Origin of the sequence: Peptoniphilus sp. HCN-40583, assembly GCF_037892835.1 — a bacterium.
Classification (GTDB): domain Bacteria; phylum Bacillota; class Clostridia; order Tissierellales; family Peptoniphilaceae; genus Aedoeadaptatus; species Aedoeadaptatus rachelemmaiella.
This window is the reverse complement of record NZ_JBBKBU010000003.1, coordinates 61,525-84,040: the sequence shown is the minus strand read 5'-3', so window position 1 is coordinate 84,040 and position 22,516 is coordinate 61,525. Positions and strand designations below refer to the sequence as shown.

Sequence of the window (22,516 nt, the reverse complement as noted above, 5' to 3'; positions counted from 1 at the left end):
CGGCGCTTTTTTGTATGGAAGGAAAAAATTCTGGTTCTATGTTAATCATTGGGGAGTCTAGTGAAAACTAGGCTCCTTTTTATTTTCCTAAAAGCCATTCATTACCGATCTTTTGAACAAACGAAAAGCAGTTTCGTTCGAAAATGATGAAAGTTTTGCTTCACAAAGGTGACACGCTTCACGGTCTTGATCTTGTTGTGCGTTCCTTCCACGTCGCCGTTACTCCAAGGGTAATCAAAGCTGCTGGTGATCTCCTCGAACCAGTTGTTGTAAGCGCGCAAGCAGTTGCGCCACTCCTTTCGCCCGCTTTTCTTAGCCTCTTTCGTCCGGTTTGTGGAAAGAAGGCTTCTTTTACGCTTTTAAAGGTACCGCACATATCGCTGACAAAGATTTCAACGCCGCGCCTTTCCGTGCGATCGATGGAGGGGAAATACCTAGCTAAATCCTCGCCGTAGCACGTGGGAAGAATGTCGATGATTTCCTTCGCTTCCCCATCGGCCAAGGTGGTTTGGTACTTGCTTCCGCCGCTGTCTCCCTTAAACTCGTCGATACAAAAGACGCGGGGCAGCCGTTGACGGGGCACAAACAAACAAGCCACGATGCGGAAAATGCTCGTCGATCAAATGCCCACTTCCCGTGCCAGCTCCGACACCGAACGGATATCTCGAAAAGCATCCACCACATAAGCGATTAAACGCTTTATCATCTGTTTACCCTTGGCGGCAAAGGAAAGGGGAGCTTCAAAGCGCGCCCCGCAATCCTTGCAATCATAGCGCGTCTTCCTAACGCGAAAAACCACGTGCTTACGCCGCATCGGTGCGTCTCGAAGCAATTGCTCCCGGTGATCGTGAACCCAGGCATGGGTCGATCCACAGTGAGGACAAACCCGATCATGAACGGGTTTACAATCAATGGTAATCAGACGTCTTTCTTCTGACACACCGGTAACCTCGGCATTTTGTATTCCTAAAAGTAATGTGGTAATATTGTTTTGCAGTCGTTTGACCCCCTTTATTTTATTGTGGTGATTTAATTTTAGGCGATAGGGAAAACAAGTGCTATCTTTTTGCATAAAAATATCCATTGAGGAGGTCACTCTACCCCAATGGATATTATAAAGCCTGTTTTTTTGTGGAAATGTATGGCAAACTATACTTAACCAAATGAAAGAAGGCTAAATAATGAAAAATGAATTGAAGAATATAGAAAACCGTTAGGGTTATCTCAATACAGACTGGGGAAGAAGATTGGAATATCAATAACTGTGGGATTAAAATATACTAGGACTTATTTTCATAAAGATGGTTACTATGTATATGGATGGTCTCCAACTAGTTTGTCGGTGAGAAGATATTAAAAGGGTAGTAAAAATGAGTAATAAATCAAAGCTATTTTTATCTATACTGCAAATAATAGCAGGAGTACTCGCTGCTGTGGTTTTTGTTAAGAGTATTATTAATGGCGGAAGTATAGAGATGATAATAATATCATTAATGACGATGATATTGGGCATAACAAATGGTGTTAAAAATTTACGTGATAAAAATAAAGATAAGAATGGGCTAAATGTTTAGTCCATTTACGGTACAAGTTGTTTTTACTTGGAAGGAAAAAATTTCATCAGCTTACAGTCGTCTGTGGCCCATAAAGCATTGAAAAACTGTCGGGGGGGGGTATAATAAAAGTAGGAAAGCACAAACTCTTCTGCTACGATCCATTGATTATGGGTGATTTTTTGTAAATTCACCGTGGAAGCAAGAGATGACGTGAAGTGTAAGATAAAATGCAATCATCTACGGATGATCGAAGGAGGTTTTTTATGAAAAAGTTGGCCACATTATTAATCTGCTTGCTGCTCCTTCCCTCGACGGCCCTGGCGAAGGGAGCCGCTCCCATCGCGATTTACGTTAACGGCCGGGAGCTGATAGCCGAAGAAACGACGCCCGTCATTCGCCACGACCGCACCTTTCTGCCACTGCGTGCCGTCACCGAAGAGCTGGGCTACACCGTGGCGTGGGACGGCGATAAAAAAGAAGTCACCTTGACGAAGGGCGACGCTTCCGTGGTCATGACCATCGGAAAGAAATCCTATCGCCGCGGCAAAAAAGACGCGGCCATGGACGTGGCCCCTTATCTTGAAAAGGACCGCACCTTTATTCCGGCACGCTACTTAGGCGAAGCCACGGGGCTTCCCGTCAAGTGGATGCCGAAGGAGCGCGTCGTCACCGTGGGCAGCTATCCCCAAAAGGATGCGCCGGCGAATGAGCGCATCTACGTTAAGGAAGTGGACATGTCCTTTGTGCTGCCCAAGGATGTGGCGATCTCCTACAAGCTCGAAGGCAAAAGCCTCGACTTCTACGAAAAATCCAATGACGATGCGGGCAGCGACGGCTTCCTCTTCTCCCTTTCCCGTGTGGAAAATCCGCGGACGGAGTGGGAAAATTGGCCCGTCATCCTCGCCTACAAAGACGGCGTTTATTACGGCGCGGACTTCAGGGGCGATCCGGCGATGATTCAAGACAAGACGCTGAAGGCAAAATTTGAGAAAGCCCACGACCGCATCGACGACATCTTGATGACGGTCCGCGTAGGAAAATAATAAAGAGATGGACGAAATCCTGTCGGCGAAAATGCCTCGGAATTTTATCCCGGAAACAAAAAACGCCTCTACCAAGCTCGGTAGAAGCGTTTTGTTTTTTATTCATTATCTCATGGTAACCATTTCTTCCGCCCCGGTGGGATGAATGGCCACGGTGGAATCGAAGTCGGCTTTGGTGGCGCCCATTTTCACGGCCACGGCAAAGCCCTGCATCATTTCGTCCACGCCTTCGCCGACGGCGTGAATGCCCACGATTTTCTCCTCCTCGCCGGCGCAGACGAGAAGCATTTTATTGGTGAGCCCGTCGGCCGCCACGCTGGAGCGCATGTCTGTAAAGGAAGTGTCGTAGACCTTGATGTTTTCTTCGCCGTAGGCTTTTACAGCGGCTTTTTTCGTGAGGCCCACGGAGCCCATGGGCGGGTGGGAGAAGACCACCGTGGGAATGTCTTCGTAGACCAAGTGGGCGTCTTTCTTGCCGCCGAAGAGGCGATCGGAGAGGCGGCGTCCGGCTGCGATGGCCACGGGAGTAAGATCCAATTTTCCCGTGACATCGCCGACGGCATAAATGCCCTTTTGGCTCGTATTTTCGTAGGTGTCGGTGACGATGCGGCCCTTGTCGTCCACATCGACGCCGGCCTTGTCTAAATTCAGATCCTTCGTGTTGGGGGTGACGCCGCCGGCCCAAAGGATGCGGTCGTAGACGGCGGCGGTGCCGTCTTTAAAGGTGACTTTTATGCCGCCATCGACCTTTTCGAAGCGCTTGGATTCCGTGTCGAAGTGAATGTTCACGCCGCCTGCCTGAATCATTTTCGTGACTTCATCGGTAATGGCTTCGTCGAATTTTTTTAAGATCCGATCCCCGCGCACCAGGTAGTGGACCTCCACGCCCATGCCGGCGAGGAAGGAGGAAAGTTCCGTGCCGATGTAGCCGCCGCCGACGACGGCCGCGGATTTCGGCAGTTCTTCCCAGCGGAAAAAGTCGTTGGAATAATCCACCAACTCGCCGCCCTCAATGGGGCAGGGCGTGGGGGAGGCACCGGATGCGATGGTAATGTGCTCGGCGGTGTATTCTTCGCCGCCCACTTCCACGGTGTTGGCGTCCACAAAGCGTGCTTGGCCCTGAATGTGGGTAATGCCGTTGTTCTTCATGTTTTTTTCGTAGGCGCTTCGAGCCCGATCCACATAGGCCATTTGGGACTCTCGCAGCTTCTTGTAGTCGAAAGACCACGGGCCGAGGTCGTAGCCGTAGGGCGATGTTTCCGTTTCCAGTGTGCGGCGAATGCCCGAGGCGTACCAAAGGATTTTTTTCGGCACACAGCCCCGGTTCACGCAGGTGCCGCCTAATTGGTTTTGTTCGACGACGGCCACCTTGGCGCCGTATTGGGCTGCCCGATTGGCCGTGGCAATGCCGCCGCTGCCGCCGCCGATAACGATATAATCAAATCTATGAGACATAAGAACTCCTTTCACAGATAAAATAGCGTAATAAAAAAAGAGGATTCCATGATCCTCTTTTTAATATACCCATTTTTATACGAGATCCATCAAATATTCGACGCCGATGGCGACGATAACCACGAGGGCGGAAATGACGAAGCCGTGAAGCATGGGGCCGGTGCCGGCGCTCTTCATATCTTTTAACGACGTCTTCAGGCCGATGCCTGCCAGGGCCATTACCATAAGGAATTTGCTGATGACCTTGAAATTTTGGCTAACTGCGGCGGGAATGAAGCCGGCGGTGTTAATGACCGTAAGTGCCAGGAAGCCCAGAATGAACCAGGGAACCACGTGGGTCAGGGAGAATTTTGCCTTTTCGTGTTTGTGTTCCTCTTTGGATTTTAAGTGGGCGCTGATCAAAGCGAAGATGACGACGGTAGGAATGATGACCAAGGTTCTGGTCAGTTTTACCATGGTGGCGAAGTCCCCGGCGCCGTCGGAGAAGGCGTAGCCTGCGGCCACAACCGACGAGGTGTCGTTCACCGCCGTGCCTGCCCAGAGGCCGTAGGCCATGTCGGAAAGGCCCAGAGCGTGGCCCATAAGGGGGAAGGCGACGATCATGACCATGTCGAAAATAAAGGTGGCGCTCATGGCGTAGGCGATGTCCAAATCGTCGGCTTCGATGACCGGGGCGATGGAAGCGATGGCGCTGCCGCCGCAAATGCCCGTGCCGGCGGAAATCAGATTGGACATTTTCCAGTTCAGTCCGAAGAATTTACCGGAGAAGTGGCCCAGGCCGAAGCAGGTGAGCAGGGTAAAGATCATGACAGAAAGGGACAGGCGGCCCACTTGGAACACCGTGGCCATGTTTAAGGATGCCCCCAGTAAAATAATCCCCAGCTTCAATAATTTTTTCGAAGCGAAGGTGGCGCCTTTGTGGACGGGATGGTCGGAGGCTAAAAAATGATTGATGATCATGCCTATAAACAGTGCGATCACCGAGGCGCTGATTAAGGGCTTAGGCAGTATGCTTTCGATAAATCTTGAGGTCGCGGCGATGACGACAGTCAACAGGACCCCGGGAATAATTGCTTGGATGGATTTCAACGGTATGCTCCTTTCTTTGTGCATTGATCATCTCATAAAACTGAGATAAAATAAAATTATAATTCATTATGGAGCGATAACGAAACGATATGGAGGCATTGTGGACATTCGATTAAGTACCTTTTTGGAAGTGCTGGCCACGGGCAATTATACCCGGGCGGCGGAAAATTTACACATTACCCAACCGGCAGTGACCAAGCACATGCGTTCCTTGGAAGAGGAATTCGGCGCCGTGTTTTTTCGCTACGACGGCAAGAAAATGGTGCCCACCGACGATGCCCGGGTCCTGGAAAATTACGCCCGCAGTCAGCAGAAAAATTACCGGGACACCCTGGATCATTTCAAAAAAGAAAAGGCCCGCACCATTCGCATCGGCCTTACGAAAACCCTGGGGGAATACGCCTATGCCCAAAAGCTCGCCGCCTTGGTGAAGGATCGCCCCAACGATTTCGTCTTGACCGTGGACAATACGGAAGCCCTTTTGGAGCGGCTGCGAAACGCCCGCTTGGATTTTCTCATGGTGGAAGGGCAGTTTGCGAAAAATGAATTTGATTTCGATGTGTTAAAAGAAGAAACCTTTACGGGCATCTGCAGCGTCGATCACTCTTACAAGAACCGCACCCTTGCCATGGAAGAGGTAACCGGGGGCTGTTTGGTCGTGCGAGAGTCGGGGAGCGGTTCACGGGAAATCCTCGAAGATAAACTGCGCTACAAAGGCTACGAAGTGCGGGACTTTAAGCGCCTCGTCACCACATCGAGCTTGGCGTTGATTTCGCAATTGGTGGCGGCGGATGTAGGCATCTCCTTCGGCTACGAAAGCATTGCGAAAAACAATCCCCGCCTCGCCACCTTTCATGTGGAAGGCATTACGGACCGCCACGAATATACCCTGGTGGCATTAAAAGGCACCGGCGGCATCGAATTGTATCGACGATTAGTGGAAGGGGACGAATCCCTGTAAACACAAGAAAAGTGAAAAGTCCTTTCCCCGAGCTTAGGGGAGAGGGCTTTTTATGTCTGTTTCGCAAGCGTCGCGTTTGCATTTCAAAAGTCGGCAAAAAGAAAACCCCCGGCAATTGCCGAGGGCTCTTTAGCAGTATGAGTTATTTTATTTCAATAAGTGTTCGTATTCAGCAGGGGACGTCCGTTTGCGATCGTCTTTGAAGAAGTCTTTTTCCAAAGCGACGACGACGCCGGAAAGTCCGATCAAGCCGATTAAGTTCGGGACAGCCATTAAAGCATTGAGAATGTTAGCGACAGTCCATGCAAGGTCTAAGTTCATAACGCAACCGACAAAGATCATGATGATATAAACGAGCTTGTAGGGTTTGCCGATGCCTGCGCCCAAGAGGTAGCGGGCGGAGGTTTCGCCGTAGTATTCCCAACCGAGAATGGTGGAGAATGCGAAGAGCAATAAGCCTAAGGATACGATGTAACGACCGATGGCCAAGTGCATATCGAATGCCGTGGATACGAGGGCCGATGCATCGGTTATGCCTTTATCCAAAACGCCGGATGTAATGATTACCAGTGCGGTAATGGAGCAGACAACGAAGGTATCCAAGAAGACTTCCGTTACACCCCACATCCCTTGACGGGTCGGGTGGTCGGTAGATGCCGTGGCGTGGGCGATAGGCGAAGAACCTAAGCCGGCTTCATTGGTGAAGACACCGCGGCTGACGCCGTTGCGCATAGCCAACATAATGGTGTAGCCGATAACACCGCCGCCGACTGCCGACGGATTGAAGGCACCGACGAAGATGGCGCGAATGGCGAAGGGAAGCATGTGGGCGTTAGAGATAATGATGATTAAACCACCTGCGATATAGAAAGCTGCCATAAAGGGAACGAGCTTTTCTGTAACTTTGGAGATGGATTGGATCCCGCCGATAATAACGACGGATGCGGCGACGGTAATGACCACGGCAGTGATCATGGGCGGAACGTTAAAGGATGATTTCAACGTACCGGCGATGGCGTTGGATTGTACGGAACAACCGATACCGAAGCAGGCAACACCTGCCAGGAAGGCGAAGCACTTGCCTAACCAGGGTTTCTTTAAACCGCGGTCTAAGTAGTACATGGGGCCGCCGGCATAGCCGTCTTCGGTTTTCACGCGATAGGCGACTGCCAAGTTTACTTCAGAGAACTTCGTACACATACCGAAGAATGCGGCAACCCACATCCAGAATACGGCGCCGGGACCGCCGCCTAAGATGGCGACCGATACGCCGACGATGTTACCGGTACCGACCGTAGCGGCCAGTGCCGTAGATAAGGCTTGGAAAGGCGAGATGGCGCCTTCTTCAACTTCGTGCTTTTCGAACATTTTGCCCATCGTATTTTTCAAAATATAGCCGAAACGACGGGCTTGGACGAAGCCGGTGCGGACGGATAGGATAATGCCTGCGCCGACGAGTAATACGATTAGAGGAACACCCCATAGGAACGCATCAATTTTACCTAGTACATCTGCTAAACTCATAAGTCACCTCCGAATAAGTATGAATAACTGCTTGTGAATACATTATACACCTCTTTTTAAAAAATTAAACCTCTTTTTACAAAAAAACGGACGTTTTTTAAAAATGTTTTTTCGCAGAAAGCCATCGGTCATAAAAATATCAAGAAATGCAGGTTGTTAAAAATAAAATTTATAACGACAGAGGCTGTGAGAAAATTATTTAAGGCAAAAAGGGGGAGCGGACGGATGGCGTTAAAATCGGGGAGGCCATCTCCACATAAGATCAAATATCAAAATAATGAATGATCTATAAGTTAATTGACCGTGGGAGAGGGTGGGCTTTCGCCGAAAATTTTGCTTTTTTCAGTAGGGGATCTAGTTTTAGTGGAGCGGATGAAAAAATGCGAGGGGATCCGCTTTTTCTTTCGACGTCCTGTAAAGAAAGTGCGGGGAGGGCTGTTAAAAATGGTATGCCGCTGGGCGCGGCGTGAGCCGAAGCAAAAGCCGAGGAATGAAAGAAGGTGGTAAGAATGATTTTTTTACACCTATATGACTTGTCAGGGAAAGGCGACCGTGTTATACTCGAAAAAGAGTGCAAGGCACGAAGGGGTACACCACCGCGGGTGTAGTTCCTTCGTGCTTTTTTTGTTTTGTGAGGAGGTGACCGTGAAGATTAACGGGAAGGTCGTGGCATTAGACGGCCCCGCGCCTTTAATCGACGTGTTGATTCGCGCAGGCTACGACGCTTGTGGCGTGGCCCTGGAAATGAACGGGCAGCTGGTGAAGCGGGCGGACATGGCGAAGACAATGGTCGATGACGATGATGTGTTGGAGGTGTTTTCTTTTACCGGTGGAGGTTAAACGAGAAGACGTCTTGGCGCGTCAAAGGCCCGAGATCAACGATGCCGTGAAGGATTTTACCGTCGCCGTATTAGGTTGCGGCGGCTTAGGATCCCAAGTGGCGTGGATTTTGGCCCGCCTGGGCGTAGGAAAACTTATTTTGTACGATTTCGATGTGGTGGAGGTGTCGAATTTAAATCGCCAAAACTACAGCGTTTCAGATATAGGAAAGAAAAAGGTACTGGCCACGGCGGAGAAGATCACCGATTGGCTGCCCCACGTATGTGTGGAGGCGCGGGATGAATTTGTGGACGCCGAAGTGCTGAAGGCCATCGAAGCCGAGGCGGATATTGTTGTGGAGGCCTATGACGGCGTTCAGTCGAAAATAGAGGCCTTTGATTTTTTTCAAGACCACAATACACCTTATGTCTGTACCACCGGCGTAGCGGGGCCCTCAGGGGCTGTGAAGCGCAAGGATTTCGGTCACATTCATATGGTGGGGGATTTTAACGGCGAGGACCGCAGGGATTGTTACCTGCCCAAGGTCATGACCATCGCCGCCATGGAGTGTCAAGTTGTATTCGAACTGATGATAGGAGGATTAGCATGAAAGATACGTGGAAATTAGGGGACAAGACCTTTGAGTCTCGCTTTATTTTAGGATCGGGCAAGTATGCGCCGGAATTAATCGACGCCGCCATTACCCACGCCGGGGCGGAAATGATTACCGTGGCCCTTCGCCGGGCAAACACGGCGGATGTGACGAATATTTTGGAATTTATTCCGAAACACGTCACCTTGATTCCCAACACCAGCGGTGCCCGCAATGCCGATGAAGCCATTCGAATCGCCCGCCTGGCAAAGGAAATGGGCTGCGGCAATTTCGTCAAAATCGAAATCATGCGGGACTCCAAGTACTTACTCCCCGACAACGAACAAACATTAAAGGCCACGGACATTTTGGCCAAGGAAGGCTTCGTCGTCATGCCCTATATGTATCCCGATTTGAACTATGCCCGGGATATGCGTGATGCCGGTGCCGCCGCCATTATGCCTTTGGCGTCTCCCATCGGTAGCAATCGCGGCTTGGCCACGAAGGCATTTATCCAAATTTTAATCGACGAAATCGACCTGCCCATTATCGTCGATGCCGGCATCGGCCGCCCGTCCCAAGCTGCCGAAGCCATGGAAATGGGCGCCGCCGCCATTATGGCCAACACGGGCATCGCCACGGCCAACGACATTCCCATGATGGCCAAGGCTTTTAAGCTCGCCATTGAAGCGGGCCGCATGGGTCATTTATCCGGTCCGGGCCGCATCCTGGACAAAGGCGCCGATCCCTCGTCTCCGTTAAGAGACTTCTTTGATTGAGGAGGGCACGATGATTAAAACAGTATTCGATTACGCCCCGGGCATGGATCAAATCTCCGAAGCCATTCCCAAAGAAATTGCCTCCACCTACGAACGGGAAAGCCAAAGGACGGTAACCTGCGCGGAAGTGGCGGAAGTACTCAGAAAAGATCGCCTTACTCCCGACGATTTCTACACCCTGCTTTCACCTGCAGCGGAACCCTATCTCGAACTTATGATGGAAAAATCCCGCGGCCTTCGTCGGCAATACTTCGGGGACAATGTGTATTCCTTCTCACCCCTTTACATCGCTAATTACTGCGAAAACGGCTGTCGCTACTGCGGATTTAACGCCAAGAGCGACATTAAGCGGGCGGCGCTGAATTCCGATGAAATCGAAGTGGAAATGCGGGCTTTGGCCAAAGACGGCATCGAAGACGTGCTGATCTTAACCGGCGAAAGCAATCACTACTCGCCGGTGGGATACATCGAAGAAGCCGTGAAACTGGCGAGAAAATACTTCCGCGTCGTAGGCCTTGAAATTTATCCCGCCAATGTCGCCGATTACGAACGGCTGCAAAAGGCCGGCGCCGACTTTGTCACCGTGTTCCAAGAAAGCTACGATCCGGAAGTTTACGATTACTATCACCCTCGGGGAAACAAGCGGAGCATTATCTACCGCATGGGCACCCAAGAGCGTGCCGCCATGGGCGGTATGCGGGGCGTGGGCTTCGGCGTCTTATTCGGCCTTGCCGATCCCGTAGCCGATTGCTTCCGCCTGGGCCTTCACGCCTACTTGGTGCAACGGAAATACCCCCATGTGGAAATCGCCGTGTCCTTCCCGCGGATTCGCCCCACCCACGGTGCGGAAGATGTAGACAATACCAATCGCATCGGCGAAAAGAAGCTCATGCAATTTATTACGGCCATGCGCATCTTCCTGCCCTTCGCATCCATTACCATTTCCACGCGGGAAAGAAAAGAATTCAGAGATCAGGCCATGCTCTATGCCGCCACGAAGATTTCCGCTTCCGTGGACACGGGCATCGGTCGCCGCGGCGAAGAGCCCGATGAAGACGAAGGGGAAGAACAATTCGTCATCGCCGATACCCGCACCTTGGATGAAATCGAAAAGGATTTGAAAGAAGAAGGCCTCTACGTCCTGAGAAACGACTACATTCGCCTATGAAGACCCTTTATTTCATTACGGATTCCACAAAATACGACGACGAAGAGGCTTTTTTTGCAGACGTCTTCGCGGCCTTAAAAGGCGGCGTGGATTTGATCCAGCTCAGGGAAAAAGAGCTTTCCGACGAGGCAGTCTACGCTCGGGCCCTTCGCATAAAAAAAGAAGCGGATAAATACAACACGCCCCTCATTATCGACGACCGGGTGGAGGTGGCGAAGAAATTAGGTGTCGGCCTCCACTTGGGCGACGACGATATGAGCATTAAAGAGGCCCGGGCCATTTTAGGGGCCAATGCCCTCATCGGCGCTTCCGTGAAAACCGTGGCGCGGGCAAAAGAAGCGGAAGAAGAAGGGGCAAGCTACTTCGGCACCGGCGCCCTCTTTCCCACGCAGACCAAAGTCATTACCCGCCACACTTCCATGGAGACCTTCCGCGCCATAAAAAAATGTGCGAAGGTGCCCGTCTACGCCATCGGCGGCATCAACGAGAAGACGCTCCCCGAGCTTAAGGGAGAAGACTTCGACGGCATCTGCGTGGTCTCCGCCATTCAATACGCCGAAGATCCCGAAGCGGCGGTAAAAAGCCTCCGCAGCCTAATGAAGGCCTTGTAATATGTTATACTGCTCCCATAGGAGGGGTTTATGATTTATTACTACAGCGGCACGGGAAACAGCGCCTACGTGGCGCGGAAACTGGCCGACAAATTAGGTATGGACGCCGTGGACATAGGGGAGCGCATAAAAAACGGGGTTATGGACGCTATCCATGACGACACCGTGATTTTGGTGACGCCTACCTATTGCTGGCGTCTGCCCCGCATCGTGGAAGACTATTGGCATCAAATCGAGGTGGAGGGAAAGACTCTTTACCTGGTCATGACCTGCGGCTCCGGCATCGGCGGTGCCCCGGTCTATGAAGAAAAAATGGCACGGGAGAAAAACCTGGTCTACGGCGGCGCCTTTGAAGTCATCATGCCGGAAAACTACATCGCCATGTTCGATGCGCCGAAGGCAGCCGAGGCGCGGGGGATCATTGCCGAGGCCGATAAAACAATCGAAAGAATCGCAGAAAGAATCGCAACGAAAAAAGCAGGGCAGAAAAATGCGGGCCTTCTCGGCCGGCTGCTCACCGCCATTAACGGCGCCTACTACGCCCTGTTTGTAAAGGCCCGGCCCTTTTACGCCAAGGAGAACTGCATCGGCTGCGGCGAATGCGAAAAGCGCTGCATTTTGGCCAATGTAAAGCTTGAAGCGGGGCGGCCCGTGTGGTACGACCGCTGCACCCACTGCATGGCCTGCATGAATTACTGCCCCGTGGAGGCCATCGAGTACGGAAAGAAATCTGCGGGAAAATTCCGCTATACGCTGGAAAAAGTCCTTGAGAAGTAAGTGACCGATGATTTCGTCGCCACAAAAGACAAAAAAATCGACCTGCGCCTTCGGGCGTAAATAAGCCGCCTTTCGACTTTTCGGAAGAAGGGGACGGCTTATTTGTCGTGTTGACTATTTGACAAAGACCTTGCTGAATGGTAAGGTCTTTTTAAATGAATAGCGCAAGGGGAACTTTGTAAGTTGAGAAGGTAAAACCTGACCCTTTGAACCTGTGAGTTAATACTCGCGTAGGAATGCATGGCCCGCCTTTTCGGGCGGCCTTTTTTTAGGTATCTTCTCACGGGAAGATACCTTTTTTTGTCTCGAAAGGAAGGACAAAATGAACGATTTAAAAAATGCCTTGAAAAAAGCACAAGACGACGTACGGAAGAATTGCCCCATGGCACCTTCCATTACCAATTTCGTCACCATCGATTTTGTCGCAAACGCGCAAATCGCTGTCGGCGGCTCCGCAGCCATGGTCTATATGCCCGATGAGGGAAAGACCATGGCACAGATCGCCAAATGCCTCTACATTAACGTGGGCACCTTGATTCCCGTTCACGCCGAAACCATTCCCAATGCGGCAAGGGCTGCACACGAGTTGTGTGCCTATGTGTTGGATCCAGTGGCGGCGGGCATGGGCGAGCTGAGAACCACCCTTTTGAAGGGGATGAAAAACTATCCTCCGGCCATCGTTCGCGGCAACGCATCGGAAGTGATTACCCTGGCGAAAATGTGGGATCTAATCGACACCGACGAGGGCAAGGTTCGCGGCGTGGATTCCACGGAAAGCGTGGAATCGGCGAGAGAAGCGGCTGAAATTTTGGCCCGTTTCATTAAAGGCGCCGTGTGCGTCTCGGGGAAAAAGGATTTAATCACCGACGGCAACCGCACCATCCTCTCCTTCGGCGGCAGCGAATACTTCGCCCGCATTACGGGAAGCGGCTGCTCCTTAGGCGGCGTCTGCGCCGTTTATCATTCGGTCACCGATCCCTTTACGGCGGCTGTGGCGGCGACCAATGCCTACAATGTGGCAGGTGCCGTGGCAGAAAAGAAGGCGGAAGGCACGGCGAGCTTCAAGGTGGCTTTTTTAGACGCCCTGTCCAATCTCACCGGCGACGATTTGGCCGCCTGCCCCATGGAGGTGATTTAAATGGCATTCAGCATTGAAAAATATTTCGTCGTCGGCCCGGAAAACACCTGGAACCGCCCGGTGCTTCCCATTATTCGGGACGCCATCGAAGCGGGATTCACCTGCATTCAGCTTCGCTCCAAAACCGCATCGGCACGGGAAATGATCGCCCTGGCCTGCGGCACGTCGGATCTTATCGCATCCATGAACAAAGAAAATGAAGTGACCCTGCTCATCAACGACCGCTTGGACGTGGCGCTGGCGGCGAGGGATGCGGGGGCAAAAGTAGACGGCATCCACGTGGGCCAATCGGACATTCCCGTGTCCGTGTGTCGAAAATACTTAGGCTCCGATGCGGTCATCGGCCTTTCCGCGCCCACAGGGGATTTGACCCGCTACGTGCAAGAGGGCAATTTTAAAGACGTGGATTACTTCGGCGCCGGGCCCCTACACGAAACGGACACGAAAAAAGACTGCGGCATGGATGAAGAGGGCAACATCATCTACCGTACCTTGGATGAAATTAAAGCCCTGGTGGCCATATCGCCTCTGCCCATTACCATCGGCGGCGGCGTCAAGGCCGAGGACATGAAGGCCTTGGCCGAAACCGGCGTCGACGGCTTCTTCGTCGTTTCCGCCATCGCCTCGGCGGAAGATCCCAAGGCCGCGGCCGTGGAACTGGCACAAAAGTGGGAGGCGGCGAAGTGAAGACGATGCTGACCATCGCCGGAAGCGATTCTTCCGGCGGCGCGGGGATCCAGGCGGACATTAAAACCGCCACGGCCCTGGGGGTCTTCGCCACCTCGGCCATTACATCCATTACGGCACAAAACACCACCGGGGTGCAGGCAATTGTCGATTTGGACGTTTCCATTGTGGCACAAGAGATCCGCTCCGTCCTCACAGACATTCCGCCGGATGCCGTGAAAATCGGCATGGTCTCATCCCCTGAAATAATAAAAACCATCGGCGAAGAACTGGCGGGCTATGAAGGGCCCGTGGTCCTCGATCCGGTCATGGTGGCCACTTCCGGATCGCCCCTGTTGAAAGCGGCGGCCATGGAAAGTTTAAAGACCATCCTCTTTCCCTGCGCCACCTTGCTTACGCCGAACATTCCCGAGGCGGAACTTTTGACGGGCATGGCCATCGAGAAGGTGGCGGATCAGGAGAAAGCGGCCAAGGCCCTTCGCGACGCCTACGGTACGTCGGTTTTGGTGAAAGGCGGCCACGGCACCGGTCGGGCGGTGGACGTCTTTTACGACGGAGGGATTCACCACTTCGAAAAGCCCATGCTCGACAATCCCAACACCCACGGCACAGGCTGCACCCTGTCTTCCGCCATTGCCTCCTACTTGGCCCTGGGCCTTGAGGAAGTGCGGGCCGTGGAAGAAGCAAAAAATTACGTGTACGATGCAATCGCTGACGGTCTCGACCTGGGACGAGGACGAGGGCCGATCAATCACATGGTTAGGAGAAGAAAATAATGGCATATGCAACACAAATGGACGCTGCACGACAAGGCATCATTACCGACGAGATGAAAATCGTCGCCGAAAAGGAAAACCGCACGGCGGAAGAAATCCGACAATGGGTGGCGGAAGGTAAAGTCGCCATTCCCGCCAATATTAATCACAAATGCCTGGATCCCACAGGCATCGGCTCCATGTTAAAGACCAAGATCAATGTCAATTTAGGCGTATCCAAAGACGTTGAAAATTTAGACGAAGAGCTGGAAAAAGTGAACCACGCGGTTAAACTGGGCGGCGATGCCATTATGGACTTATCCACCCACGGCGACACGAAGATTTTCAGACGGAAACTTACCTCGGAATGCCCGGCCATGATCGGCACCGTGCCTATTTACGACTCGGTCATCTATCATAAAAAAGACCTGGGTCAATTGACGGCACAAGATTTTCTCGAAGTCATTCGCGCCCACGGGGAAGACGGCGTGGACTTCGTGACCCTGCACTGCGGCCTCACTCGCCGCACCGTGGAACAATTAAAGCGCTTCGGTCGCACCACCAATATCGTAAGCCGCGGCGGCTCCTTGGTCTTCGCCTGGATGAGCATGACCGGCAACGAAAACCCCTTCTACGAATACTACGACGACATTTTGGATATTTGCCGTGAATACGACATGACCATTTCCCTCGGCGACGGCGCCCGCCCCGGCTGCTTGGCCGATGCCGGCGACTTGCTTCAAATCGAAGAATTGGTTCGCTTAGGGGAATTGACCCAACGGGCATGGGACAAAGACGTTCAAGTCATGGTCGAAGGCCCGGGTCACGTGCCCTTGAATCAAGTGAAGGCCAATATGGAAATCCAACAAAGCCTCTGTAAAGGCGCGCCCTTCTATGTTTTAGGGCCCCTGGTTACCGACATCGCCCCGGGCTACGACCACATTACCGCCGCCATCGGCGGGGCCGTGGCAGCCATGAGCGGCGCCGCCTTCCTCTGCTACGTCACCCCGGCGGAACACTTGGCTCTGCCCAATGCCGACGACGTGAAAGAGGGGATTATGGCATCGAAAATCGCCGCCCACGCCGCCGACATCGCCAAAGGCATTCCCGGCGCACGAGACGCCGACGACCGCATGGGCAAAGCCCGTCGGGAATTGGATTGGGACGCCATGTTTAAAGAAGCCATGGATCCGGAACACGCCAAAGCCGTTCGCGACGACCGCTCCCCGGAAGTGGAAGAAACCTGCTCCATGTGCGGTAAATTCTGCGCCGTCAGAAGCATGAACAAAGCCCTGGCCGGCGAAGAAGTCGACATTCTGTAAGAACAACAAAAACACCTTTCTTGCACTCTACTCTGTGCTAAAAAAGAAGGGTGTTTTTATTATGAATAAATTGTGGAAAGAGCTGAAAAATTTCAAATCCCATGAAAAAAGAGCAAGGCCGAAGTCTTGCTCTTTTCTTTAGGCAATTAGTTTCCGTTATTTCCGCCCTGTTGGCCGCCTTTGTTGCCGCCTTTCGAGGATTGGGAATTGGAATTGCCGTTTTGTTTGTCTTTATCTTTGTCTTTGTCCTTGTCCTTGTCTTTATCCTTATCTTCTTCCTTCGGTTTCGGAGGAACGTTGCGATAAAGATTTTTCAGGCCCTTAGGCGAAGTGCCTTCGGCGAAGATTTCCGTGTAACCCGAAACGGGGATGTACTTCTTGTACAGGCCGTCTTCCGGTTCGTCGAAATTCTTGTCGTCCAAGTCCTTGTGGACGTCGCGCATAATGGAGCGCCACAAATTGGCTGCCATACGGGAGTAGTCCCACAGGGGCGTGTTGTCGTCGTTGCCGATCCAAACGGCGCCGGTGTAGTAGGGCGTGAAGCCGACAAACCAACTGTCTCTTTTGCGGTTGGTGGTACCGGTCTTGCCGGCGATGTGCATGCCGGAGAAGTTGGCGTAGGTCCCCGTGCCGCTTTTTACGACGGATTCCAGCATGGAGGTCATAATGTAGGCATTTTGCGGGGATGTGATTTCCACTTCTTCTTTGGGATTTTCGTAAATAACCTTGCCGCTCTTATCGGTAATTTTATCGATAAAGGTGGGCTTAATGAATTTCCCGCCGTTGGGGAAGGTGCTGAACGCCCCGGCCATTTCCAGGGGGCTGATCCCCACGGTCATGCCGCCCAGGGTGAGGGAGGCCAAATTCACGTCGTTGTATTTCATCGTATCGATGTTGGGGTACTTCTTTTGATCGTCGGGAAGAACCAAACTGGAGATTTGCATTTTTTCCAGATTGTCGATCATCATTTGAGCCGCCTCGTCTTCTCCCGGGGCCAGGCCCTTGCCGACGAGGTAAGCGCCGACATTGGAAGAATTGCGAATCAAATTGCGCACCGTGGCCCAACCTTGGTAGCCCGTGGAGTTTTTGGGCCAGCCGCCGGGTCGGGGAAGATCGCGGTAGACGTCGCCGGCAGTGCCGCCCTTGTTTAAGAGGGCGAGGTAGGGACCGATGGGCTTAATGGACGAACCCGGTTGACGGGGATTTTTCGCCCGGTTCAAAATATTGTTGCCGCCGATGCCGCGGCCACCGACGATGGCCACCACTTCACCGGTGTGGTGATCCATAATGGTAATGCCGACTTGGGGTTGAATAATGCCTTTTTTGTTGGTGTGGCGACCGGGGAAGAAGCTATTTTGGGATACTTTCTCTTCCAAAATTTTCTGAACATTTAAATCCAAGGGCGTGTCGATGACCAAGCCGCCGTTGTAGAGAATTTTTTGCGCTTCGTCTTTTTTGTAGCCCTTTTCTTTGAGAATATCGAGGACTTCGTCTTTCACCGCATCCACGTAGTAGGACGAAATGCCTTTGGTGGTGTGGCTGCCTAAGTCCAGATGGATGTCTTCGTTAATGGCTTCCTTCATAGTGGATTCGTCGATCATGCCCAAGGAATTCATTTTGTGAAGAATTAATTCCTGGCGTTTTTTACTGGCGGGGTTGGCCACGGCTTTTCTCGCCACCAGAACACCGGATGCGATTTGGCTGTGCTCGAAGGGATCGATTAATTCCTTTTCTGCTAGGGCATCGCCTAATTCCTTGTCTCGTTCCGTGGCTTCCGCGCCGATGCTTTCGGCGGGAACAAGGCTGAATTCGATGGTATCTAAATCGTCGCTTTCTTCGATGGGCACGGCGTTAAAAGGCGTGTACTCCGAAGGACGATTGGTAATGCCTACGATCATCGCCGCTTCGGCCAAGGTGAGGTCGCTGACATCTTTGTCGAAGAACGTCTTCGATGCGGCTTCCACGCCCTTGGTGCCTTTGGAGAAGGCGGCGGAATTTAAATAGGCCTCCAAAATTTGTTTTTTACTTAAATTGCTTTCCAATTGGAAGGCGTAGTAAATGTCTTGAAATTTTCTGGCATAGCTTTTTACCGGCGAGGTGTAAAGATTCTTTGCCACCTGCATGGTAATGGTGGAGCCCCCTTGGCTGAAGTCCATGCTTTGGAGATTGCGCAAAGTGGCCGAAACCAGGCGGCGGAAATCCACGCCGTGGTGTTCGTAAAACCGTTGGTCTTCAATGGCCACGGCGGCATCCAGCAAGTAATCGGGCATGCGCTTAATGGGCACCCACTCGCTGAATTCATTTTGTACCAATTGCTCCACATTGTCGCCGTTTTTATCGCGTACCACCGAGGTCTCGGAAATAGCCGAGCGGATATTTTTCGGATCGATAGCCGGCGACTGGCTGATCGCCGTCACGGCATAGGCCATGGCGATGCCCACCAGGGTAATGCCTGCGATGACGATTAATAAGAATAGGATTTTAAAGGCCGAGCTCCAACGAAGGGAATTGCCCTCATGTTGATTCCGGCCGGATCGTTTACCCATAGAAACCTCCTTCATAATTGTCTATTATTATATCAAAAGGATCTCACATATTGACAGGAATTCCGTGAATTTCACCATCTTAACAAAAAGATGGATTTTTATTTTCTTTTCCGGGGAAAGAAAGGCGCCCTATTGCCATTTCCTGCCGTGAGGCAGGCGAAGATATGGTATAATCGTTTCGTTAAAAAAGGAGGGATTATGTATTCGGGACATTTAACCGACGTGGCGAACATCGCCGTCGGCCATAAGGAAGATGCAGAAGCCGGCACCGGCGTGACGGTAATACTCGCTCCGAAAGGCTCCACAGCCGGCGTGGATGTACGAGGCGGCGCCCCGGGCACCCGCGAGTGTGTGCTTTTGGGCCCCACCTATGCCGTAAGCGAAGTGCACGCCTTCGTATTAAGCGGCGGATCGGCCTTTGGACTCGACAGCGCCACCGGCGTCATGGAAGCTTTAAGAGACGACGGAATCGGCTTCGATGTGGGCGTGGGCGTGGTGCCTATTGTGCCCGCCGCCGTGTTGTTCGACTTGACGTACAAAAGAGCCGACGTCTGGCCCGATAAAGCCATGGGCAGGGCGGCTTACGAAGCCGCAAGCCCGGGGGACAGGCGCCAAGGCGCAATCGGTGCCGGATGTGGCGCCACGGTGGCGAAGACCATGGGCCCCACCTACGCGAAAAAATCCGGCGTGGGAAGCGCCTCCATTACCGTGGGGGACGTGGTGTTTTCCGCTTTGGTCGTGGTGAATGCCTTCGGCCACATTCAAGATGCAGAAACCAGCGAAATCTTGGCGGCACCGGAAGTCGACGGGATCACCTATTCCGTGGAAGAGGCCCTGTCGAAAGGCGCCGTGGATTTCGAAAAAGGCAAGCATCAAAACACCACCTTGGGCGTGGTAGCTACCAACGGACGCTTTACGAAGACACAACTTTGTAAATTGGCCTCCGTCGCCCACAACGGCTACGCAAAAACCATTACCCCGGTGCACACGGGCCTGGACGGGGACACGATTTTCTCTCTGGCCACCAATGAAGTGGACTGCTCCATGCAATTGGCGGAGCATTACCTGCCGAAAGTGATGGCGCGGGCCGTGGCTAACAGTTTATACAGCGTATAATTTTTCCATGAAACAGACCGGCATCCTCGCGAGCCGGATCGGAGGTTTTTATGAATAACAAATTGAAGAAGCCCTTTCTCACCACACGGGACATTGTCATTATCGGTATTCTCGGTGCCATTACCGTGGTCTTGGGCATGACGCCCTTGGGCTTTGTGCCTATCGGCCCCTTAAACGCCACCACCATGCACATCCCCGTCTTAATCGCCGCCTTTATCGAAGGGCCGGTGGTGGGCGGTTTCGTTGGGCTCATTTTCGGGCTCAGCTCCCTCTTTAACGCCATTACCCGCCCCACCCCCATCTCCTTTGTCTTTTACAATCCCCTTATATCCATTCTGCCGCGCGTCCTTTTAGGTGTGATTTCCGCCTATATTTTCCGCTTCTTTAAATCCTTCGACGGCAAGGGCTTGAAGAAAATGGGCATGGCGGCATGGCTCGGGGTCATCGTCTTTTTAGCCGTGGGCCTTTCCAAAAACATGGCTGCGAAAGCCTTTGGCGCAGGCGCCCTTTTAAACGGCGGCTTCCTCATCCTATCCGTGGCCCTGTTTATTTGGGTTCTCCGTTCGGAAAACAAGGCAAGCGCCGTGGTGCTTTCGGCCTTCGTCTCCACCATCCTCCACTCCGTCATGGTCATGGGCGGCATCTATATCTTCTTTGCCCAAGACTTTGTACGGGCCGTCGGGGCGTCGGAGGCGCTGGTGAATTCAGTTATATTCGGTACGATTATTACATCGGGTGTGCCCGAAGGAATCCTCGCGGGCATCGTCTCCACCGGCGTCGTCACGGCGTGGAAGGCAAGTAAATAAAGTTAGAATCAAGTAGGTGCATTATGTTATTAGCAATTGATGTCGGAAATACAAATATCGTCTTCGGGGCGTACAAGGGAAAAGAACTGATCCACGACTGGCGCATTTCTTCGGATCAAAACAAGACCAGCGACGAGTTCGGTATGTTGGTCACGGAAATGTTGGACAATGTGCAGTTAAAGCCGGTGAACATCGAAGCGGTCATTATGTCGTCGGTGGTGCCGAATATTATGCATACCTTGCAAAACATGATCGTGCGCTATTTTCATCGCTACCCGATTATCGTCGGCGCCGGCGTAAAGACGGGGATCAATATTCGCTACGACAATCCCAAGGAAGTGGGCGCCGATCGCATCGTCAATGCCGTGGCCGCCGTGGAAAAATACGGCGGGCCTTGCATCATCATCGACTTGGGCACGGCCATTACCTTCTGCGTCGTCGACGGAAAGAAAAACTACCTGGGCGGCTTGATCTTGCCGGGGATTTCCATTTCCGCCGACGCCTTGGTCTCCCGCACGTCGAAGCTGCCGAAAATCGAAATCATTCGGCCGGAGAAAGTCATCGGGAAAAACACGGTGAGCAGCATGCAAAACGGCCTTTACTTCGGCTTCTCCACCATGATCGACGGCATTCTCGGCCATATTTGCGACGAGCTGGGCATGGAAAGCGAAGCCATTAAAATCATCGCCACCGGCGGTTTTTCCAACCTCCTGGTCTCCGACAGCCGCTTCGATATTATTATCGACCGGGATTTAACCATGGACGGTCTCAGAATCCTTTACGAGATGAACAGCTAATGGCCTTCACCATTGCCCTAGCCCCTATGGCGGGCTACACGGATCAAAGTTTTCGTCGCATTTGCACGGCCTACGGCATGGATTATGCCACCACGGAAATGGTAAGCGCCAAGGCCCTCTATTATAAGGACAAAAAGACTCGCCGGCTCATGGCTGTGGCCGCAGACGAGGCGCCGGTGAGTTTGCAGCTTTTCGGCGACGAGGCGGAGATTTTTCGCGCCGTCCTCGAAGCGCTCGGCGACGAATTGAAAAATTATCGCAGCTTGGACATCAACATGGGCTGTCCCGCACCGAAAATCGTAAAGACCGGGGCGGGAAGCGCCCTGTTAAAGACGCCGGAAAAAGCCGCCGCCATTTTAAAAGCCTGCGTGGAAAGCTCACCCATTCCCGTCTCCGTCAAGATCCGAAAGGGATTTAACGAAGGGGACGAAGAGGGCATGGAAATCGCAAAAATCGCCGAAGCTGCGGGGGTAAGGGAAATTACCGTTCACGGCAGAAGCCGGGAAGCCTACTACAGCGGCGTGGCGGATTGGGACTTTATCACGCGTCTTGCGAAGGCGGTGAAGGTTCCCGTCGTGGGAAACGGCGACATTTACCGGGCGGAAGATGTGCTACGCCATATGGATGCACCGTTGGCCGGCGTGGCCATCGGGCGTGGCGCCGTGGGCCATCCCTTTCTCTTTCGGGAAATTCGAAGAGCCCTTTCAGGTGAGGCCATCGACGCGCCGAGCCAAAGGGAGATCATCGCCGTGGCCAAGCATCATCTGGAGCTGAGCGTGGCGGAAAAAGGCGAGCACCTCGGCGTCATCGAAATGCGCAAGCACTTCATCGGGTACTTAAAAGGCTTCAGCGAAGCGAAGAGGCGGCGCAACGAAATCTTGTCCCTGTCGGAGAAAGACGCCATCGACGATTACTTGGATCGGTTGGCGAAGGAAGCCTGTAATTGACAGATGGAGTAATTTCTTATATAATAGG

The 22,516-nt window shown here is 52.5% G+C and carries 23 protein-coding genes, 1 pseudogene and 1 riboswitch; of the genes and pseudogenes, 17 read left to right on the top strand and 7 right to left on the bottom strand.

The genetic code is table 11. From position 1 onward, the window contains the following. Positions 1-101: 101 nt before the first annotated feature. The 3 genes and pseudogenes from WKT05_RS10625 to WKT05_RS01910 all read right to left on the bottom strand — a co-directional run bounded on the left by WKT05_RS10625 (position 102) and on the right by WKT05_RS01910 (position 1,072). Complete coding sequence (locus WKT05_RS10625; protein ID WP_445323171.1) at positions 102-281, bottom strand: transposase; 180 nt, start codon at positions 279-281, stop codon at positions 102-104. A gap of 111 nt (positions 282-392) precedes the next feature. Continuing rightward, positions 393-583, bottom strand: a pseudogene (locus tag WKT05_RS10620) (hypothetical protein); the annotation flags it as partial. Positions 584-619: 36 nt separating this feature from the next. Further along, the gene (locus tag WKT05_RS01910) at positions 620-1,072 is read right to left on the bottom strand and encodes a transposase family protein (protein ID WP_340412681.1); all 453 of its coding nucleotides are present in this window, start codon (positions 1,070-1,072) and stop codon (positions 620-622) included. A 298-nt stretch (positions 1,073-1,370) separates the two neighbouring features. Here WKT05_RS01910 and WKT05_RS01905 point away from each other — a divergent pair, with 298 nt between their 5' ends. Further along, on the top strand, positions 1,371-1,574 hold the full coding sequence (locus WKT05_RS01905; protein WP_340412680.1) for a hypothetical protein: 204 nt from the start codon (positions 1,371-1,373) through the stop codon (positions 1,572-1,574). Between the two features lie 245 nt (positions 1,575-1,819). Then, positions 1,820-2,599, top strand: coding sequence for a copper amine oxidase N-terminal domain-containing protein (locus WKT05_RS01900; protein WP_340412679.1), 780 nt, complete (start codon positions 1,820-1,822; stop codon positions 2,597-2,599). A 105-nt stretch (positions 2,600-2,704) separates the two neighbouring features. Here the strand turns inward: WKT05_RS01900 and gorA are convergent, their stop codons facing one another. Both gorA and WKT05_RS01890 read right to left on the bottom strand, forming a co-directional pair. Continuing rightward, positions 2,705-4,054: a glutathione-disulfide reductase gene (gene gorA, locus WKT05_RS01895; RefSeq protein ID WP_340412678.1), complete on the bottom strand. Its 1,350-nt coding sequence runs from the start codon at positions 4,052-4,054 to the stop codon at positions 2,705-2,707. Positions 4,055-4,129: 75 nt separating this feature from the next. Beyond that, entirely contained in the window at positions 4,130-5,143 is a 1,014-nt protein-coding gene (locus WKT05_RS01890) for a YeiH family protein (RefSeq protein WP_340412677.1), read from the bottom strand. A 100-nt stretch (positions 5,144-5,243) separates the two neighbouring features. On the opposite strand from WKT05_RS01890, the gene WKT05_RS01885 reads away from it, so the two are divergent. Further along, entirely contained in the window at positions 5,244-6,104 is an 861-nt protein-coding gene (locus tag WKT05_RS01885) for a LysR family transcriptional regulator (protein ID WP_340412676.1), read from the top strand. A 147-nt stretch (positions 6,105-6,251) separates the two neighbouring features. Here WKT05_RS01885 and WKT05_RS01880 read toward each other — a convergent pair whose 3' ends face one another. Continuing rightward, positions 6,252-7,628, bottom strand: a complete 1,377-nt coding sequence (locus tag WKT05_RS01880) for an alanine/glycine:cation symporter family protein (RefSeq protein ID WP_340412675.1) — start codon at positions 7,626-7,628, stop codon at positions 6,252-6,254. Between the two features lie 645 nt (positions 7,629-8,273). Here WKT05_RS01880 and thiS point away from each other — a divergent pair. The 10 genes from thiS to thiC all read left to right on the top strand — a co-directional run bounded on the left by thiS (position 8,274) and on the right by thiC (position 16,276). Next, complete coding sequence (gene thiS / locus WKT05_RS01875) at positions 8,274-8,468, top strand: sulfur carrier protein ThiS (RefSeq protein WP_340412674.1); 195 nt, start codon at positions 8,274-8,276, stop codon at positions 8,466-8,468. Beyond that, positions 8,458-9,057 (top strand): sulfur carrier protein ThiS adenylyltransferase ThiF, encoded by a 600-nt coding sequence (gene thiF / locus WKT05_RS01870; RefSeq protein ID WP_340412673.1) that lies wholly within the window; start codon positions 8,458-8,460, stop codon positions 9,055-9,057. Before thiS ends, thiF begins: the two co-directional genes overlap by 11 nt. Continuing rightward, a complete protein-coding gene (locus tag WKT05_RS01865) occupies positions 9,054-9,818 on the top strand; it encodes a thiazole synthase (protein WP_340412672.1) in 765 nt (254 codons plus the stop codon). The genes thiF and WKT05_RS01865 overlap by 4 nt, the downstream gene beginning before the upstream one ends. A 10-nt stretch (positions 9,819-9,828) precedes the next feature. Continuing rightward, positions 9,829-10,986 (top strand): 2-iminoacetate synthase ThiH, encoded by a 1,158-nt coding sequence (gene thiH, locus WKT05_RS01860; protein WP_340412671.1) that lies wholly within the window; start codon positions 9,829-9,831, stop codon positions 10,984-10,986. After that, positions 10,983-11,597, top strand: a complete 615-nt coding sequence (gene thiE / locus WKT05_RS01855) for a thiamine phosphate synthase (RefSeq protein ID WP_340412670.1) — start codon at positions 10,983-10,985, stop codon at positions 11,595-11,597. Before thiH ends, thiE begins: the two co-directional genes overlap by 4 nt. A gap of 30 nt (positions 11,598-11,627) precedes the next feature. Next, positions 11,628-12,374, top strand: coding sequence for an EFR1 family ferrodoxin (locus WKT05_RS01850; protein ID WP_340412669.1), 747 nt, complete (start codon positions 11,628-11,630; stop codon positions 12,372-12,374). 157 nt (positions 12,375-12,531) lie between these two features. Continuing rightward, a riboswitch (TPP riboswitch) is annotated at positions 12,532-12,628 on the top strand. Between the two features lie 68 nt (positions 12,629-12,696). After that, a complete protein-coding gene (gene thiM, locus WKT05_RS01845) occupies positions 12,697-13,512 on the top strand; it encodes a hydroxyethylthiazole kinase (protein ID WP_340412668.1) in 816 nt (271 codons plus the stop codon). Then, a complete protein-coding gene (locus tag WKT05_RS01840) occupies positions 13,513-14,199 on the top strand; it encodes a thiamine phosphate synthase (protein WP_340412667.1) in 687 nt (228 codons plus the stop codon). Positions 14,200-14,204: 5 nt separating this feature from the next. Beyond that, positions 14,205-14,975: a bifunctional hydroxymethylpyrimidine kinase/phosphomethylpyrimidine kinase gene (thiD, locus tag WKT05_RS01835; RefSeq protein ID WP_340412728.1), complete on the top strand. Its 771-nt coding sequence runs from the start codon at positions 14,205-14,207 to the stop codon at positions 14,973-14,975. Continuing rightward, complete coding sequence (thiC, locus tag WKT05_RS01830; protein WP_215508100.1) at positions 14,975-16,276, top strand: phosphomethylpyrimidine synthase ThiC; 1,302 nt, start codon at positions 14,975-14,977, stop codon at positions 16,274-16,276. Before thiD ends, thiC begins: the two co-directional genes overlap by 1 nt. Positions 16,277-16,422: 146 nt before the next feature. On the opposite strand, the gene WKT05_RS01825 is transcribed toward thiC, so the two are convergent. Further along, positions 16,423-18,822: a transglycosylase domain-containing protein gene (locus WKT05_RS01825; RefSeq protein ID WP_340412666.1), complete on the bottom strand. Its 2,400-nt coding sequence runs from the start codon at positions 18,820-18,822 to the stop codon at positions 16,423-16,425. Between the two features lie 198 nt (positions 18,823-19,020). On the opposite strand from WKT05_RS01825, the gene WKT05_RS01820 reads away from it, so the two are divergent. Genes WKT05_RS01820 through WKT05_RS01805 form a run of 4 tightly spaced genes read left to right on the top strand, consistent with a single transcriptional unit; the run spans position 19,021 to position 22,488 of the window. Continuing rightward, positions 19,021-19,938, top strand: a complete 918-nt coding sequence (locus WKT05_RS01820; protein WP_340412665.1) for a P1 family peptidase — start codon at positions 19,021-19,023, stop codon at positions 19,936-19,938. 50 nt (positions 19,939-19,988) lie between these two features. Beyond that, the gene (locus WKT05_RS01815) at positions 19,989-20,744 is read left to right on the top strand and encodes an ECF transporter S component (RefSeq protein ID WP_340412664.1); all 756 of its coding nucleotides are present in this window, start codon (positions 19,989-19,991) and stop codon (positions 20,742-20,744) included. A gap of 23 nt (positions 20,745-20,767) precedes the next feature. Next, a complete protein-coding gene (locus WKT05_RS01810) occupies positions 20,768-21,541 on the top strand; it encodes a type III pantothenate kinase (protein ID WP_215508096.1) in 774 nt (257 codons plus the stop codon). Further along, positions 21,541-22,488, top strand: a complete 948-nt coding sequence (locus tag WKT05_RS01805) for a tRNA dihydrouridine synthase (RefSeq protein ID WP_340412663.1) — start codon at positions 21,541-21,543, stop codon at positions 22,486-22,488. The genes WKT05_RS01810 and WKT05_RS01805 overlap by 1 nt, the downstream gene beginning before the upstream one ends. Positions 22,489-22,516 lie beyond the last annotated feature (28 nt).

Excerpts from the sequence above, each read along its gene's own strand:
- WKT05_RS01910 (WP_340412681.1), bottom strand. The coding sequence starts at position 1,072 with ATGCAAAAAGATAGCACTTGTTTTCCCTATCGCCTAAAATTAAATCAC.
- WKT05_RS01905 (WP_340412680.1), top strand. The coding sequence starts at position 1,371 with ATGAGTAATAAATCAAAGCTATTTTTATCTATACTGCAAATAATAGCA.
- WKT05_RS01900 (WP_340412679.1), top strand. The coding sequence starts at position 1,820 with ATGAAAAAGTTGGCCACATTATTAATCTGCTTGCTGCTCCTTCCCTCG.
- gorA (WP_340412678.1), bottom strand. The coding sequence starts at position 4,054 with ATGTCTCATAGATTTGATTATATCGTTATCGGCGGCGGCAGCGGCGGC.
- WKT05_RS01880 (WP_340412675.1), bottom strand. The coding sequence starts at position 7,628 with ATGAGTTTAGCAGATGTACTAGGTAAAATTGATGCGTTCCTATGGGGT.
- WKT05_RS01865 (WP_340412672.1), top strand. The coding sequence starts at position 9,054 with ATGAAAGATACGTGGAAATTAGGGGACAAGACCTTTGAGTCTCGCTTT.
- thiH (WP_340412671.1), top strand. The coding sequence starts at position 9,829 with ATGATTAAAACAGTATTCGATTACGCCCCGGGCATGGATCAAATCTCC.
- thiE (WP_340412670.1), top strand. The coding sequence starts at position 10,983 with ATGAAGACCCTTTATTTCATTACGGATTCCACAAAATACGACGACGAA.
- WKT05_RS01850 (WP_340412669.1), top strand. The coding sequence starts at position 11,628 with ATGATTTATTACTACAGCGGCACGGGAAACAGCGCCTACGTGGCGCGG.
- thiM (WP_340412668.1), top strand. The coding sequence starts at position 12,697 with ATGAACGATTTAAAAAATGCCTTGAAAAAAGCACAAGACGACGTACGG.
- WKT05_RS01840 (WP_340412667.1), top strand. The coding sequence starts at position 13,513 with ATGGCATTCAGCATTGAAAAATATTTCGTCGTCGGCCCGGAAAACACC.
- thiD (WP_340412728.1), top strand. The coding sequence starts at position 14,205 with ATGCTGACCATCGCCGGAAGCGATTCTTCCGGCGGCGCGGGGATCCAG.
- thiC (WP_215508100.1), top strand. The coding sequence starts at position 14,975 with ATGGCATATGCAACACAAATGGACGCTGCACGACAAGGCATCATTACC.
- WKT05_RS01825 (WP_340412666.1), bottom strand. The coding sequence starts at position 18,822 with ATGGGTAAACGATCCGGCCGGAATCAACATGAGGGCAATTCCCTTCGT.
- WKT05_RS01820 (WP_340412665.1), top strand. The coding sequence starts at position 19,021 with ATGTATTCGGGACATTTAACCGACGTGGCGAACATCGCCGTCGGCCAT.
- WKT05_RS01815 (WP_340412664.1), top strand. The coding sequence starts at position 19,989 with ATGAATAACAAATTGAAGAAGCCCTTTCTCACCACACGGGACATTGTC.
- WKT05_RS01810 (WP_215508096.1), top strand. The coding sequence starts at position 20,768 with ATGTTATTAGCAATTGATGTCGGAAATACAAATATCGTCTTCGGGGCG.
- WKT05_RS01805 (WP_340412663.1), top strand. The coding sequence starts at position 21,541 with ATGGCCTTCACCATTGCCCTAGCCCCTATGGCGGGCTACACGGATCAA.